This window comes from Rossellomorea arthrocnemi (assembly GCF_904424705.1).
Taxonomy (GTDB): domain Bacteria; phylum Bacillota; class Bacilli; order Bacillales; family Bacillaceae_B; genus Rossellomorea; species Rossellomorea arthrocnemi.
Window position 1 is genome coordinate 160,845 of record NZ_CAJGBF010000001.1, and the last position, 13,136, is coordinate 173,980.

At 42.7% G+C, this 13,136-nt stretch carries 18 protein-coding genes; 4 read left to right on the plus strand and 14 right to left on the minus strand.

Annotation, left to right across the window (positions count from 1 at the left end):
- Positions 1–235 precede the first annotated feature (235 nt).
- The 5 genes from BAA9072_RS00820 to BAA9072_RS00840 all read right to left on the minus strand — a co-directional run bounded on the left by BAA9072_RS00820 (position 236) and on the right by BAA9072_RS00840 (position 3,179).
- Positions 236–496, minus strand: coding sequence for a hypothetical protein (locus BAA9072_RS00820; RefSeq protein ID WP_201712793.1), 261 nt, complete (start codon positions 494–496; stop codon positions 236–238).
- A 135-nt stretch (positions 497–631) separates the two neighbouring features.
- Positions 632–1,336, minus strand: coding sequence for a zinc dependent phospholipase C family protein (locus BAA9072_RS00825; protein ID WP_201712794.1), 705 nt, complete (start codon positions 1,334–1,336; stop codon positions 632–634).
- A gap of 4 nt (positions 1,337–1,340) precedes the next feature.
- A complete protein-coding gene (locus BAA9072_RS00830; protein WP_201712795.1) occupies positions 1,341–1,646 on the minus strand; it encodes a hypothetical protein in 306 nt (101 codons plus the stop codon).
- Between the two features lie 12 nt (positions 1,647–1,658).
- Positions 1,659–2,819 carry an FtsW/RodA/SpoVE family cell cycle protein gene (locus BAA9072_RS00835; protein WP_201712796.1) on the minus strand — a complete coding sequence of 387 codons (1,161 nt, stop codon included), beginning with the start codon at positions 2,817–2,819 and terminating at the stop codon, positions 1,659–1,661.
- A gap of 78 nt (positions 2,820–2,897) precedes the next feature.
- Positions 2,898–3,179, minus strand: a complete 282-nt coding sequence (locus BAA9072_RS00840; protein WP_201712797.1) for a hypothetical protein — start codon at positions 3,177–3,179, stop codon at positions 2,898–2,900.
- Between the two features lie 207 nt (positions 3,180–3,386).
- On the opposite strand from BAA9072_RS00840, the gene BAA9072_RS00845 reads away from it, so the two are divergent.
- The gene (locus BAA9072_RS00845; protein ID WP_201712798.1) at positions 3,387–4,742 is read left to right on the plus strand and encodes a polysaccharide deacetylase family protein; all 1,356 of its coding nucleotides are present in this window, start codon (positions 3,387–3,389) and stop codon (positions 4,740–4,742) included.
- A gap of 7 nt (positions 4,743–4,749) precedes the next feature.
- Here the strand turns inward: BAA9072_RS00845 and BAA9072_RS00850 are convergent, their stop codons facing one another.
- From BAA9072_RS00850 to BAA9072_RS24410, 6 genes are all read right to left on the minus strand, one after another.
- Positions 4,750–5,310 (minus strand): GNAT family N-acetyltransferase, encoded by a 561-nt coding sequence (locus tag BAA9072_RS00850; RefSeq protein WP_201712799.1) that lies wholly within the window; start codon positions 5,308–5,310, stop codon positions 4,750–4,752.
- A 135-nt stretch (positions 5,311–5,445) separates the two neighbouring features.
- Positions 5,446–6,039 (minus strand): YdeI/OmpD-associated family protein, encoded by a 594-nt coding sequence (locus tag BAA9072_RS00855; RefSeq protein ID WP_408015192.1) that lies wholly within the window; start codon positions 6,037–6,039, stop codon positions 5,446–5,448.
- 14 nt (positions 6,040–6,053) lie between these two features.
- The gene (locus BAA9072_RS00860; RefSeq protein ID WP_201712801.1) at positions 6,054–6,425 is read right to left on the minus strand and encodes an iron chaperone; all 372 of its coding nucleotides are present in this window, start codon (positions 6,423–6,425) and stop codon (positions 6,054–6,056) included.
- 57 nt (positions 6,426–6,482) lie between these two features.
- On the minus strand, positions 6,483–7,025 hold the full coding sequence (locus BAA9072_RS00865; protein ID WP_201712802.1) for a GNAT family N-acetyltransferase: 543 nt from the start codon (positions 7,023–7,025) through the stop codon (positions 6,483–6,485).
- 466 nt (positions 7,026–7,491) lie between these two features.
- Positions 7,492–8,811, minus strand: a complete 1,320-nt coding sequence (locus BAA9072_RS00870; protein WP_201712803.1) for a neutral/alkaline non-lysosomal ceramidase N-terminal domain-containing protein — start codon at positions 8,809–8,811, stop codon at positions 7,492–7,494.
- A gap of 177 nt (positions 8,812–8,988) precedes the next feature.
- Positions 8,989–9,120 carry a hypothetical protein gene (locus BAA9072_RS24410; protein ID WP_269139890.1) on the minus strand — a complete coding sequence of 44 codons (132 nt, stop codon included), beginning with the start codon at positions 9,118–9,120 and terminating at the stop codon, positions 8,989–8,991.
- A 269-nt stretch (positions 9,121–9,389) separates the two neighbouring features.
- Here BAA9072_RS24410 and BAA9072_RS00875 point away from each other — a divergent pair, with 269 nt between their 5' ends.
- The 3 genes from BAA9072_RS00875 to BAA9072_RS00885 all read left to right on the plus strand — a co-directional run bounded on the left by BAA9072_RS00875 (position 9,390) and on the right by BAA9072_RS00885 (position 10,827).
- The gene (locus BAA9072_RS00875; protein WP_201712804.1) at positions 9,390–9,713 is read left to right on the plus strand and encodes an ArsR/SmtB family transcription factor; all 324 of its coding nucleotides are present in this window, start codon (positions 9,390–9,392) and stop codon (positions 9,711–9,713) included.
- Positions 9,714–9,783: 70 nt separating this feature from the next.
- Entirely contained in the window at positions 9,784–9,939 is a 156-nt protein-coding gene (locus BAA9072_RS00880) for a hypothetical protein (RefSeq protein ID WP_201712805.1), read from the plus strand.
- 21 nt (positions 9,940–9,960) lie between these two features.
- Positions 9,961–10,827 (plus strand): permease, encoded by an 867-nt coding sequence (locus BAA9072_RS00885; RefSeq protein WP_201712806.1) that lies wholly within the window; start codon positions 9,961–9,963, stop codon positions 10,825–10,827.
- A 143-nt stretch (positions 10,828–10,970) separates the two neighbouring features.
- Here BAA9072_RS00885 and arsC read toward each other — a convergent pair whose 3' ends face one another.
- The 3 genes from arsC to BAA9072_RS00900 are packed head-to-tail and all read right to left on the minus strand — an operon-like array spanning position 10,971 to position 13,059.
- On the minus strand, positions 10,971–11,390 hold the full coding sequence (gene arsC / locus BAA9072_RS00890) for an arsenate reductase (thioredoxin) (RefSeq protein ID WP_201712807.1): 420 nt from the start codon (positions 11,388–11,390) through the stop codon (positions 10,971–10,973).
- 24 nt (positions 11,391–11,414) lie between these two features.
- A complete protein-coding gene (locus BAA9072_RS00895) occupies positions 11,415–12,704 on the minus strand; it encodes an arsenic transporter (RefSeq protein ID WP_201712808.1) in 1,290 nt (429 codons plus the stop codon).
- A gap of 19 nt (positions 12,705–12,723) precedes the next feature.
- A complete protein-coding gene (locus BAA9072_RS00900; protein ID WP_230980709.1) occupies positions 12,724–13,059 on the minus strand; it encodes an ArsR/SmtB family transcription factor in 336 nt (111 codons plus the stop codon).
- Positions 13,060–13,136: the final 77 nt, after the last annotated feature.

Consider the following 13,136-nt stretch of genomic DNA (forward strand, 5'->3'; position numbering starts at 1 on the left):
TTGTGTTGCACTTCCTTTTCCTTCAGTGTAATTCTCGCCCCATAGAGCTATAGCTGTATGTCAAACCAATAAAAATAGCTTAGTAACACAACGCTTAAAATCACAATAAAAGTGAAGTGGCCAATACGTTTCACCCTTTTCGTGCCTCCGAAATAAAAAGAGTGCTCCCAGCATGAAGAAAATAATTTTCATCATGCAATCCATAGTCCACCTCAACTCTATGAAATGACTTCCACTAATGTGAATTCAACGCCACAATCGCCAGCAGGGCAAAAAATCCGATCCGATAAAACGCTTTTTCCTTCCTCGTGGCACCAATCTTATCATCGGCAAATTTGAAATACGAAACAAGGAATAAATATCCAAACATCGTCAATCCGTATCCAACATGATCCCGGGCGACGGACAAATTCCTTAAGATTGCCAGTCCTATGAGCAGGAGTCCTGAATAACCCAGAATTAAATGCATATGCTTTCTGGCTTGTTCCTCCTTCATGATGGCTCCCCCTTTTTAAACCCTATTGTATCTTTCTCTGGTCATTCACCTTCTCGTTATGGCCAGCAATCCAAGCCAATGCTAAAACGGCACTTGTTACTATGATTGGTGTAAGTAGATTCATAAGGTTCCCTCCTATCTAATAAGATTGTTTCGATTCATGTTCCAGAGAGTCTCCCCTTGAAAAGTGGACTGCATGATATCCACCAACTTATCGGTTGTCTCCTCAACAAACAGAGTTACTTCATCGGGAGTTAAGTAATCAAACTGATAATCCGGTTCCAATACGAAAGCATAAACATCACTTTTATAAAAATCAGTAATCCTTTTAATTTGTGTGGAAATCTGATTATCTGGAAAAATGTCCAAATAATCTGGGAAACTCTTAATATGTTGAAAGATCTGGTGAAAGATAGTATTCCGGTTTTCTTGTAAATACACAAAATCCGATCCATACCAGTCTGCCTTGATCTTTCTCGTATATTCAGGCGTTCCCAGGATGTTTTGATAGACCGGCTCTTTCTTTTTTTCATGATGAAGCCTGCTCCATTCCACATCTGTCACCAGATGAAGGTAATAACCTAAATAAAAGGAGGACCGTGGATCGGTGAAGTCATGTCGTCCTTTCTGTATGTACTGTTCCAAAAACAGGTTAGGAGCTATTTTCCCATTTTGTTTAAAGTGGGTTGCTTGTTTATCAGGATAAAATTCCCCTGTCACCTTATCAGGCAGGCCGCAGTCAGGACCGATATTCCCCACTACAAACTCTTTTTCAGAGGCGGGCAAACCTCTCTTCAATAAATTTTCTGCTATTCTGAAATGTACCATCCACGTCGCCAATTCGTTATTCCCCTTTCGAATTTTGATTACTTCTTATTTTCCTGCCTATCAAAAACACAAAAAACCCAACCAAATAAAACCCGCTTAATAACCAAATATATGTAATTGGATTAGTCTTCAATGCGATGATGAAAACATCGATCGGATAAATATCACTACAGTAGTCCATATCCTGAGGGGTAAAGATGAACATCGGTTTACATTCCGATTGCGGCAAATAGGTAATCTTGCTTGTAATGAAGATGGAATAGACATATGAGACAAGAAATATGGGTATGCACAGCACCCAGAGAATCCACCATTTCCTCACCCCAGACCCTCCTTACTCTTTACTCTCAAACATATACACATTTGTTGTAGCTGACACATTGTTGATGATGCTCAAGGCGAGAATCGTGCCAAGTACCGAGCTTCCCCCGTAACTGAGCATCGGGAGGGGAATTCCGGTTATGGGGACCAATCCGATGACCATTCCCACATTTTCGAAAATATGAAACGTCAGCATCGAGATGACCCCGGCACCGATCAGAATCTCATAATGGCCTTTATTCCTCAACACGATCGTAATGATTTTATAAATCAATAAGAAATATAAACAAAGGACGACGGAGGACCCGATAAACCCGAATTCCTCTCCAATCACCGTGAATATAAAATCTGAATGAGCTTCGGGAACGGCTACTTCCCCGTCATTGAACCCTTTTCCCATCATCTTCCCCGAACCGGAAGCGAGGATCGATAATCTCAGCTGATAACCGATGCCCTGTCCATTTCCAAACGGGTCCAGCCACGAATAGATTCTATCCAGCTGATACTGACTTAGGATCTTTAACAATACATCTGTCTTGTAAATAAAGATCCAGACTAGGGAGGCAATGCCCGAAACCCCTAAAAAAGAAAATAGAAACAGGATATAATGGTTGATCCCCGAAATAAAGATCATACCGATCATAATACTGACGATGACCATCCCAGTCCCTGCATCGGGCTGCTTTAATATGAGCAAAAGGGGTATGAGGGTGAACGAGACGACTTTAAAAAGTAAGAACGAATCCGAAGATAGTGTCCTCTCTTCATGCTTTTCATTGTGACTCTGAATCACATGGGCTAAAAAAAGGATCAAAAACACTTTCATGAATTCTGAAGGCTGTAAGGACCCGAATCCGGGAATCGAAAACCACGCTTTGGTTCCTTTAATGATGGGCGCGATACTTGAAGGAGCCACCATTAAAAACGCAAGCAACAGTACACCAAAGCCAAACAAATAAGGGGACAGCCTTCTCAGCTGTTCAAAATCAAAATAGTACACAATGGATGTCAGGATCATCCCGCCAATAAACCAAACGGATTGCTTCAGGGCAAAATTCTCTTCGTAGGGTAAAAATTTCTGAGCACTATAAATCGAAACACAGCTGACAATCATAAACACAAAAACAATGAACATCAAATCCAAATCAAATTTCTTCCATTTACTTGTTTCCATAACCTCTCCTAACTTGTTTAGCTAAGTGCAAGATAAAGAAGGGGATCCAGGCATCCGCCTGCCTGATCCCCATCCCCCTCATGTCTCCCCCATCCCAAACCCGAGGGCCAATACATATAGAACGGCGCCCGTTAATAGAATCGCCGATAACAATCCAACAAAGGCAATCCCGTTTTTTTCATTCCGTTTCGTAAGAGCGATGATACTCAGCACAATGGAAAGAGGAGCCCCCATCGAAAGGGTATAAAAAATCGACTTAACGACTGATTCATTGGTAATCTTTGAAACCGCAAACAACAGTCCGATCAGTACAATTGGGATTCCTGCTGATACATAACTGATCCAGGAATATTTTTTCACATTGATCGCCGCCTTTTTTTAAATGGGCGCTCGTCACCCTTCTTCTTATTAGACGAATGATAGGGGGTGTAAGTTTCAAGAAATCCACTCTTTTCCAATATAGTGAAAAAATAAATTAGAAGCATTGAATTATTCGCAATAATTTGAAATAATTGGAATTGTTGTGTGAATGTAGGATGACTTTTTTACTAGAAAAGAGGATGTCACATGCTGAAAAAGATACCCTTTAGGCGGGTACGCTGGCCGGGGTGGGTTGTGTTGATCATCATAGGGAGTTCCTTCTTTTATGGAATGGCCCAGCTCGTCGATGCGATCCGAGTCGATCCTGAATCAGGTGGTTCGTCCCCAGTGAGCATTGACTTTAAAACGGAAACGGATAATACAGAAACGTATACAATGTCCATCCAATCGCCGGTTATGGAGGACTCACGTTTCCAAAAGCCCATCAAAGGATGGATTAAGAACGAAAAGGATGCCTTTTTAAAAGCAGTAGAGGAGAACAAAAAGGAGCTGGGAGAAGGATATCGGGCTCATCTCATCATCCAGGCTGACAGCAGGAAGTCAACGCATGATACATGTACGATCATTTTTCACTCGTATCAGTTGGTCAATAATGTCCGGGGAAAAGAACATGTAAAGACGTTTTCCATCGATGTGTCTGAAAAAAAGTTCGTAAAGCTGCCGGACATCCTGGAGACGAATGGCGATATCATCAAGGTAATCCGGAATCGCCTCCAGCAGCATCCAAATGACAAGGTACAGGAGGCTTTAATGGATCCTTCATCGTGGAATTGGACCTTAAACTCGCAAGCACTCACCCTGTACTTTGAAGATATTGATGAAGCTGGCCCCACCCAGGTGGAAATCCCCATCCGGACTATCCTTCCCTACTTGAATGAAAAGACAGTAGATGGATTGGAAGTAACGGAAGTGTCGATTGAACCAGGAGAAAAATATGTGGCACTCACCTTTGATGACGGCCCCGATCCTAACGTCACACCAAGGATCCTTAAGGTATTAGAAGCTCATGACGTACAAGCCACCTTTTTCATGCTAGGAAGCCAAGCGGAGAAATACCCAACAGTCGCGAAAGACGTTGCAAAAGCCGGACATGAAATCGGCAACCACACAGATCATCATAAAGACTTGACGAAAATCGGTAAAGAACAAATGATGGAGGAAGTTCAAGCCTCGAGCCGAAAAATCATGAGCGCGACGGGACAGGCGCCTGCGGTATTACGTCCGCCTTATGGTGCAATCAATCAAGAGGTTGAAACGATCGCACACGATAACGGTTCCTCCCTTGTACTATGGTCCGTCGATTCACTGGATTGGAAAAACAAAAATGCGGCTGCCATCAACCGCGTAGTGCAGCAGGAAATCGCTCCGGGAGCCATCATTCTCCTCCACGATGTCCACTCCACCACAGCCGATGCATTACCGGCATTACTGACGACACTTGAAAAAGAGGGCTATCACTTTCTCACTGTCTCTCAGCTGCAATCGCTCCTTGCAGTGGAAAGCTCGAGCCCGTTTTACGGAAACATGAAAAAGAAGGGATGACGCTGACTTATGCATCATCCCGTTCCTTATATTCTGCCTTTAAGAAAGAGTACATCAACAAATCATCAAACTGGCCGCATGTGTATTCATAATGCCTAAGCAGTCCTTCCCTAATAAAGCCCAGCTTTTCTACAAGCTTTTGCGAGGCGAGATTCTCAGGTACGATCAATGCCTCGACCCTTTCCAGGTCATAGGATGTAAACCCATGAGCCACAACAGCAGCCAACGCCTCTCGGGCTATACCTTTCCCCCAATGCTCCTGGCTTAACTCGAATCCAACTTCCGCACGGAAATGCTTCGTATGTCTATTGAGAAAACCGCAACTTCCAATTACCTTTCCCTCATCTTTTAACGTGATTCCCCATCGTATACCTGAACCTTCTTCCCAGATTTCTTTATACCAACCGATTTCATCCCTCGCATCTTGAACCGTTTGAAAAGGCAACAGACCCATGTGCTGCACGACCTGTTTATTGGATAAATAGGTCAACATATCAGGAGCGTCTTCTTCCGTTACTTCCCTCAAAATCAATCTGGTGGTTTCAAGGATTGGAAATGGCTTGTTCATTGGATGACCTCCTTTCCGTTCGATTCATGTTTGAATAATGGCTTCCCACTACCAAAAGGTCAAAGCCCCCACCTACTCAAGAACCTTTCTCAAAATAAGCTCTTCTCATTGGATATGCACTGATTGTTTAAAGATCTAGTTATCATTCAATCCCTTACCATCCAGAATATGCTGTACGTATTTCTCAACCCTTGACTCCCGGGTTTTCGATTGTTTCGCTTTGGAAATATACAGAATGTATGCCCTCTGCCGACCCGGCGTCAGTGCTTCAAAAGCCGTTTTCAATTCAGGAAGTTCATCGAATTTCTGTTGAAGCTCTTCAGGGATGCTGTACTCTTCTGTCTTTTTCAACTCTACTTCGAGACCTGCTTTTTCCACTTCAATGGCTTCCTGTATATAGTCCCTCAGGATCGGTTTCATTTCGATGATTTCCTGAGAACTGGTGAATCGGATCTGTCGCGCAGCCTGTACATTTTCCGTTTGCTGAATAAGAATCCCATGTGAATCCTTCAGCAAAGCCCCTTTGTGAAATAAAAGCGCGCAGTACTCTTTAAATCCATGGATCAAGACGACGTTTTTATTTTCAAACGTGTAACAAGGATGCATCCATTTAAACTCTTCTGTCAAATCACAATCCAAGATGATGCTTCTCAGCCTTTCCGTTTCTTCTTTCCACTTTTTCGCCCTGCTTATGTATTCATCCACCTTCAGATTCGTTTTCCCTTTCATCAAATCCGCCTCCTTTATTTCCGCCAAAAGCTGTTGATTTCAGCTTTTTCCTGAATGTTATAAGCAATTATTTCCTCAAGTAATGCATAATTCACCGGGTCTTTCCAAGGAATGCGGAACAAGCCTTTAGTCGCACTGTAGCCTGCTTCTTTGATGCGATCGGCAAAGTGGGTCATAGTGATTTCTTCAGGCGCAACGCTCACATGATGCTTGGCTGTAGAGAGACCGATTATAAAGGTACCGTGATCCGTAAACATCGGGGTATTCCACTTGATCGCAGGTTCCATTTGCGGGAATGTCTCCGCCACCCACGACAGGATTTCCTCCATTCGACTGCGGTGATCAGGGTGATCGATACCCGCTAAATAGGTTGAAAAAACGTCCATTTCATCTCCTCCTCCATATTACTTTCCTTCACTATATAGTTAACTGCCAGGGGTCGTCTACTTCCTCTTGCTTCGTAAAACCGTGATAAAACCGTCCAAAATATCATGAGAGACCGTGAATCCTTTACGCTGATAAAAGGCCAATGCCTCATGATTCCCATTTGATGTAAAGACAAAATAATCCTCCACGTCCTCATAAGTTCTCAACCACTCCATGGACATGCTAAAAAGCTTGGTCCCGACCCCGAATTGACGATAACCTTCTTTAATATAAAATTGCGATAAGCAACCCACGGCTTCTTTCTGAATAGTTGAAAGATCGAAAAACGTGGCAAAATCATTCGAGTACGCTTCCTTGGGGGATATACTGGTATACACATAGGCGACGATTTCGTCATGTTCTAAAGGGTCCTTCACCACCACAAGATAATTGTGCAGTGCACTTCTGATCGAGGGCAGCATACGTGTGTCAAAATTCATACTGTCAAACCGTTCCGGTGCGATGGATGCTTTCGACTTTTGGAAGGCCATGAGTTCATTGCACAAATCCTGGCAGAGTTCAGCCTTATCTTCGGGAATCACTTCGTATAATAGATTCATCACTGTGTCACTCCCTTCTCCATATTGTGTAGTTTCCTATGTATTTATTTCTCTGTTGGTATAAGCTTTTCCTTTATGAAGAAGAAACAATCAACATGGGGCGGTTTCTCCGAGAGAGGTCACAGTGATTAGAATTCCCTCTTGACCATCATGTTCGTTTAGCAGCTAATCGGGAATTTCCGACAAACGGCTCATATTCGACTCGAGAAACCGGAAACTCAGATAAGGTTCCTGATATACACTCAAGGCTGAAAGTTTCCGATTTTCATATAGGATGATGAAAATCCCGGGCGGAAAAAGGCAAAATCATCCTCAAAAGAGGCTTTCAATTAAATGGTAGCAGATCTCTCCCCATCAAAACATCCTTCACATATGAATCTTCCTTCATTGTTCAAGAAAGCTTTGATCTCTGTCATTCCTTTCCTTTCAGGATATCTCATCTTGATGTAGATGATCTCATTGCCGGTTATTTCTTTCCCACATCTCGAACACTTTGGTTTGTTTCGAAACATTTTTCTACCTCCTTATGATTGTGCAGTTCCAGTACTTTGTGAACGACTTTTTGTGAGGTATCTTCTGCAGGCGGCATCCAAAGACTTGTTACCGGTCCATACACTACTGGATTCAGTTCCACTTCATACCCTCCATATGGATAAGCTTCCTTTGTAGGTAAATAGCCCAGATAGCCATTGGTATAGCCGCCAAAAAAGGCAAGAGGAGAATGTAACCTATCCTGGATCTCAAGGGCTGCCTCTGAAAAAGGCTCCATCGGAATACCGGAAAAAGAACCTTCGTTAACCTGGAAGGATTGAATCTCTAAATCAATCGAAATTTGTCTTTCATCCAGTTCAAATTTCCCCAACATATGTGCCAGCCATTTGCTTGTACCCACCCCCCATTGTTCCTCTGCAGCCCTGGCCATTTTTTTAATCCCCTCTGGTTCTGGTATGTTGATCAATTTTATCGGCATGATAGTCGATGGTGTTTGTAACTTAAAAATCCCTTGGAATAAAATAGCAGGAATCATCCCTAACACACTGGCACTCAAGGCGTAAGCCATATTTTTCAATGCATTCCTTGAACCCCGGTATCTGGCATTCACATTACCGGCCGCACCTTGAACAATGATAACGGGACACCCCAATGCTGGTTCAAGGATCCTTCTTGTCTCTCCCGGATAATCCCCGGACAGGCAATCACTATCTGACTTCAGGACATTGGGGTGAGCCGTACAGAATACGATGGCTCCAGAGAGTGTTTGATCTTGTTGATGACGAATCGCCAGGATCCCGATTCGCTTATCCACCACACCCTTCTTATTTGTCCCCATTTTCACTCTTCCTTCAGCTGTTTCCTCTCTTCGGTTCACGCCAATATCTCCAAGTGTGACATTCCAGCCAACTTCAGAAGGCTGCATACGCTCATGAGCTTTAACGGCTGCCACCACCGTGTTTTCTATGAGGACGGTTTTATACTCATTCACTCTTTCACTGCTACTGACGGTGGCGGGACCCGAATGCGTATGAGTGAAGACAACTGTTATTTTTTCATAAGGTACATCCAATTTAGCGGCAATCCGCTTACGAATCACTGACGTATCTTCTATCAGCATTCCAATATTATCTATACTAATAAAAACCGACTTATCATGGTGGTGCTCAAACACAAAAGCTGTTGAATAAATGCGTTCATCAATATTTCTAATCCCACAGGGTCTGTGATACCCGATAAAATCGGTTCCTAAAGGGGGCGTAATATCACTCTTATAAACTCCTACTTTGCTCACTTTCTCTCTCCTTGTTAAAACATCTTCTTAAAATAGTGACGCCCCAATTATTTCAAAATCCTACCACTTACTCAAGCTTTATTCCTGAGGGCTGCACAGTTCCACGTGTCATTAAAATAAAAAATCGATAAGGGAATGGATTCCTCCCTTATCGATGACAACATCCTCACCTTTAAACTAGCAGCATTTCATTTCTTCACTTTCCTCCGAAGGACAACCTCTCTCTTCATCCGCTTCTTTTATTTCAATCTGGCAACATTCTTGAGAATCGCTTTTCTTATCCCCTAGTAAAATCTTAATGATATTCATATGTTCCATCCCCTTCCTTCATTTTAAATCAAATAAAATTGATTAATTATATAAATCAATTTTATTTGATTTACAACCATAGTATATGTTCCTTTTTTCTGAAAAACAACCAATAAATCAAGAAAAATTGATTTTATAAACCTCTTCCATTACGTCGTATAGAATAAAATGAATAAATCAAATATAATTGATTTATTACTTGACACATGAAAATAATGGATATAAAATGATTACATCAAGAAAAATTGATGAGAAACGAGGATTGAGTGATGACTAACGACATTCCACTACAAGACGTATCTAATACAAAGGTTTTTGAAACATACGAACAGAAATTCAAAGCCATTGCCGATCAAAAAAGGCTTCAGATCATGAACATATTGACGATGAAAGGCGAAATGTGTGTATGTGACCTGGCTCCATTAATGGATATGAAGCAATCAAAATTATCGTATCATTTAAAGATCCTCCTGGATGCGAACATTGTGAAGAAAGAAACAAAAGGGACTTGGAGCTATTACAGTTTGAACCAGGAAGAGATCAACCACCTGCTTTCAGCAGAATTATGCTGCCTCTTCAGGCCATCCTGTTAAATTTTTAAAGGTAATATCAATTTTTTCTGATTAATAAATCAATATATTTTGATTAATGGAGGAGATAAAAATGTTTAACTTTTATAAAGAAGAAATGATTTTAAAGGAAAAAAGAAGCTACATGCAAGAAAGGATCTCCATGCACCACGCTAAACCGGCACCATCCATTTTCACTAAGAAAATCGAAGACCAAATATGCTGCAGCTCTTGCTGCCCGGCAGTTTAATCAGGAAAGGGGACGATCAATATGTGGGGGGGAACAGTAAAAAGTTTTCTGGAAATTGCCCTGGAATTAACGGTGTTGTTTGTGGTCATTTCATTTGCCATCAGTTTATTGCAAGGATTCATCCCTTATGAAAAAATCGAGAAAATGATATCCGGGAAGAACAAGGCTTGGGGTGCGGCCGCTGCAATCGTGTTTGCGTTTATCACTCCATTTTGCTCATGTTCGACGATACCGGTTGTGGTGAACATGTTGAAAAAGAAAATGCCTTTTGGGATTGTGATGATTTTCTTATTCGCTTCCCCCGTTTTAGATCCCACGATCCTGACTATCATGGGTGTTGTCCTCGGATGGAAAGTAACCTTCATATATACCGTAGTGACGACCATCTTCTCTATTTGCATCGGCTTCCTGTTGGAGACATTTGGATTTGAAAAGTACGTCAAGAACGTCATGATGACCGGGTTTAATGAAGATCAGAAAAAATTCTCCATGAAGGGAGTTTGGAAGGAAACCATTGACTTGATGAGAAGTGTGTATCCCTATCTCATCATCGGTGCAGCCATAGGTGCCGTCATACATGGACTCGTTCCGACAGAGTGGATCTCCGATTTCTTCGGGAGGGAGCATTGGTGGCTCATACCGGTCGCCGCCGTCGTCGGGATACCCTTATATATTCGTCTTTCGAGTATGATCCCCATTTCACAGATTCTGATTATGAAAGGAATGGCTCTCGGACCTGTCATGGCGATGATGATCAGTTCAGCTGGGGCCAGTCTTCCTGAAGTGATCCTCCTTAAATCGATTTTCAGAAAACAGTTGGTCATGATCTTTGTTCTATCGGTGATCACCATGTCTACCGTATCCGGGTTCATCTTCTACTTTGTCTGATGAAAAAAAGCAGCTGCTCTTTTCGCAGCTGCCTTGCTTTTGGTTTACAACAATTATTCGCCCCGATCTGGAGCTGTTCTTTCAAATAAGGTTCATTTGCCTAATCAAACCAAGAGAAACCGTCCCTCTTGGCTATTGAGTTTTTATTCACCGGTTTCCGCAAAACGATGGATTCTTTCCCCTACTTCATCACGAACGCGCTGGAAGAATGCCCATTGTTCTTCTTCCGTTCCTTCCGCCTTTGCAGGGTCATCGAATCCCCAATGTACACGTTTCACATGTGGTGGTGTCATTGGACATTTATCCGCTGCGTCGCCGCATAGTGTGACGACTAAGTCAGCGTTATTCAGGATTTCAGGATCGATGATATCGGATGTTTGATCGGTGATGTCGATGTCGACTTCTTTCATCGCTTTCACTGCATTTGGATTTAATCCGTGTGCTTCGATTCCAGCACTGTAGACGTCCCACTCGTTACCTAGATGTTTTTTCGCCCAGCCTTCTGCCATTTGGCTTCGGCATGAATTACCTGTACATAGGAAGTAGATGTTTTTCTTTGACATATTCAATCTCTCCTTTAATGTTTGTTAGATGATTAATAACCATATATATAGCCCGATCAGTGTGATGAAGAGGGTTGGGATGGTCAAAATGATACCTGTTTTAAAATAGGTCCCCCAGGAGATTTTGACTCCTTTTAATGAAAGAACGTGGAGCCATAATAATGTGGCTAATGATCCGATCGGAGTAATCTTCGGTCCTAAATCCGAACCGATGACGTTGGCATAGATCAACGCTTCACGGGTGACACCTGTTGTATCCGTCCCTGCGATCGCCAAGGCATCGATCATCACCGTCGGCATATTGTTCATGATGGATGAAAGGATGGCCGCAATGAATCCCATTCCGACAGTGGCGGCAAATAATCCTTGATCCGCCGTCATTTGGATGACATCCGAAAGCACATTCGTCAGCCCTACATTACGGAGACCATATACGACCACGTACATTCCGATCGAGAAGAACACGATGGCCCACGGAGCCCCTTTGATGACTGATTTCGTGTTGACGGCTGCACTTCTTCTTGCCATGGCTAAGAAGAAGATAGCCACGATTCCTGCAATGATGGAAACCGGCAGGCCAATGAATTCACTGGCGAAATAGCCGACAAGCAGAATCGAAAGCACCACCCAGGAAAGGCGGAACATTTTGATATCCTGTATGGCATCCACAGGTTTCTTAAGCTGAGAAACATCATAATTCTTCGGGATGCTCTTCCGGAAAAAGAGATAAAGAACCAAAATACTTGCTCCTAATGAAAACAGGTTCGGTACGATCATGCGGGAAGCAAACTCCACAAACCCGATTCCGAAGAAGTCAGCGGACACAATGTTCACCAGGTTACTGACCACTAAAGGCAGTGACGTCGTATCGGCGATGAATCCACTGGCGATGATGAACGGAAACACAAGCTTCTCACTGAAATTCAAATTCCGTACCATCGCAAGGACGATCGGTGTCAGGATCAGTGCCGCTCCATCGTTGGCGAAAAGAGCCGCTACCACCGCTCCTAAGAGGGAAACGTAGACGAACATCCTCACTCCGTTTCCTTTTGCCGCCCGTGCCATATGCAAGGCAGCCCATTCAAAAAATCCGATTTCATCAAGAATGAGAGAAATAATGATAATCGCAATAAATGCTAATGTCGCATTCCAGACGATGCCTGTCACATCCACCACATCGCTGAAATCGACAACCCCTACGATCAGCGCCAAAATGGCTCCGCCGATTGCGGACCAGCCGATGGAAAGTCCTTTAGGCTGCCAAATGACGAACACGAGGGTGATGAGAAAAATCACAGATGCTAATATAGTCATAATTCCATTTTACCTCCTATTATTCACAAGAAATGCGTAAGCCCTGCTCCTCCAATTCCTTCAATTTGAAGTCCTGATTCGGCAGGTGGTCAAGAAGGCTTTGGATCATCGGGAAGTATTCACTTTCACGATTAAGGGAGTAAATAATCCATTGACCACGGCGTTTCTCCCTCACGATCCCCACATCCTTCAATTTACGGACGTGCTGACTAATAGCAGGCTGACTTGCTTTGAAGATTTCTACAAATTCACACACACAACAATCGTTCGTATCTAGTATCTTAACCATGGTTAATCGGGTTTTATCCCCTAATAACTTAAGAATGGTTGCTGATTTGTCTAGTTCAACCGTCACTTTGCCACCTCCATATATTAATGTATGCTTATATAATATTTCACTTATATATAGATTGCAAGACGTTTCTGTATTAT

Coding starts and splice junctions, on each gene's coding strand:
- BAA9072_RS00860 (WP_201712801.1), bottom strand. CDS start 6,425: ATGGACGTTTTTTCAACCTATTTAGCGGGTATCGATCACCCTGATCAC.
- BAA9072_RS00850 (WP_201712799.1), bottom strand. CDS start 5,310: ATGAACAAGCCATTTCCAATCCTTGAAACCACCAGATTGATTTTGAGG.
- BAA9072_RS00855 (WP_408015192.1), bottom strand. CDS start 6,039: ATGAAAGGGAAAACGAATCTGAAGGTGGATGAATACATAAGCAGGGCG.
- arsC (WP_201712807.1), bottom strand. CDS start 11,390: ATGTCAAAGAAAAACATCTACTTCCTATGTACAGGTAATTCATGCCGA.
- BAA9072_RS00835 (WP_201712796.1), bottom strand. CDS start 2,819: ATGGAAACAAGTAAATGGAAGAAATTTGATTTGGATTTGATGTTCATT.
- BAA9072_RS00885 (WP_201712806.1), top strand. CDS start 9,961: ATGTGGGGGGGAACAGTAAAAAGTTTTCTGGAAATTGCCCTGGAATTA.
- BAA9072_RS00895 (WP_201712808.1), bottom strand. CDS start 12,704: ATGACTATATTAGCATCTGTGATTTTTCTCATCACCCTCGTGTTCGTC.
- BAA9072_RS00820 (WP_201712793.1), bottom strand. CDS start 496: ATGAAGGAGGAACAAGCCAGAAAGCATATGCATTTAATTCTGGGTTAT.
- BAA9072_RS00865 (WP_201712802.1), bottom strand. CDS start 7,025: ATGAATCTATTATACGAAGTGATTCCCGAAGATAAGGCTGAACTCTGC.
- BAA9072_RS00880 (WP_201712805.1), top strand. CDS start 9,784: ATGTTTAACTTTTATAAAGAAGAAATGATTTTAAAGGAAAAAAGAAGC.
- BAA9072_RS24410 (WP_269139890.1), bottom strand. CDS start 9,120: ATGAATATCATTAAGATTTTACTAGGGGATAAGAAAAGCGATTCTCAA.
- BAA9072_RS00875 (WP_201712804.1), top strand. CDS start 9,390: ATGACTAACGACATTCCACTACAAGACGTATCTAATACAAAGGTTTTT.
- BAA9072_RS00845 (WP_201712798.1), top strand. CDS start 3,387: ATGCTGAAAAAGATACCCTTTAGGCGGGTACGCTGGCCGGGGTGGGTT.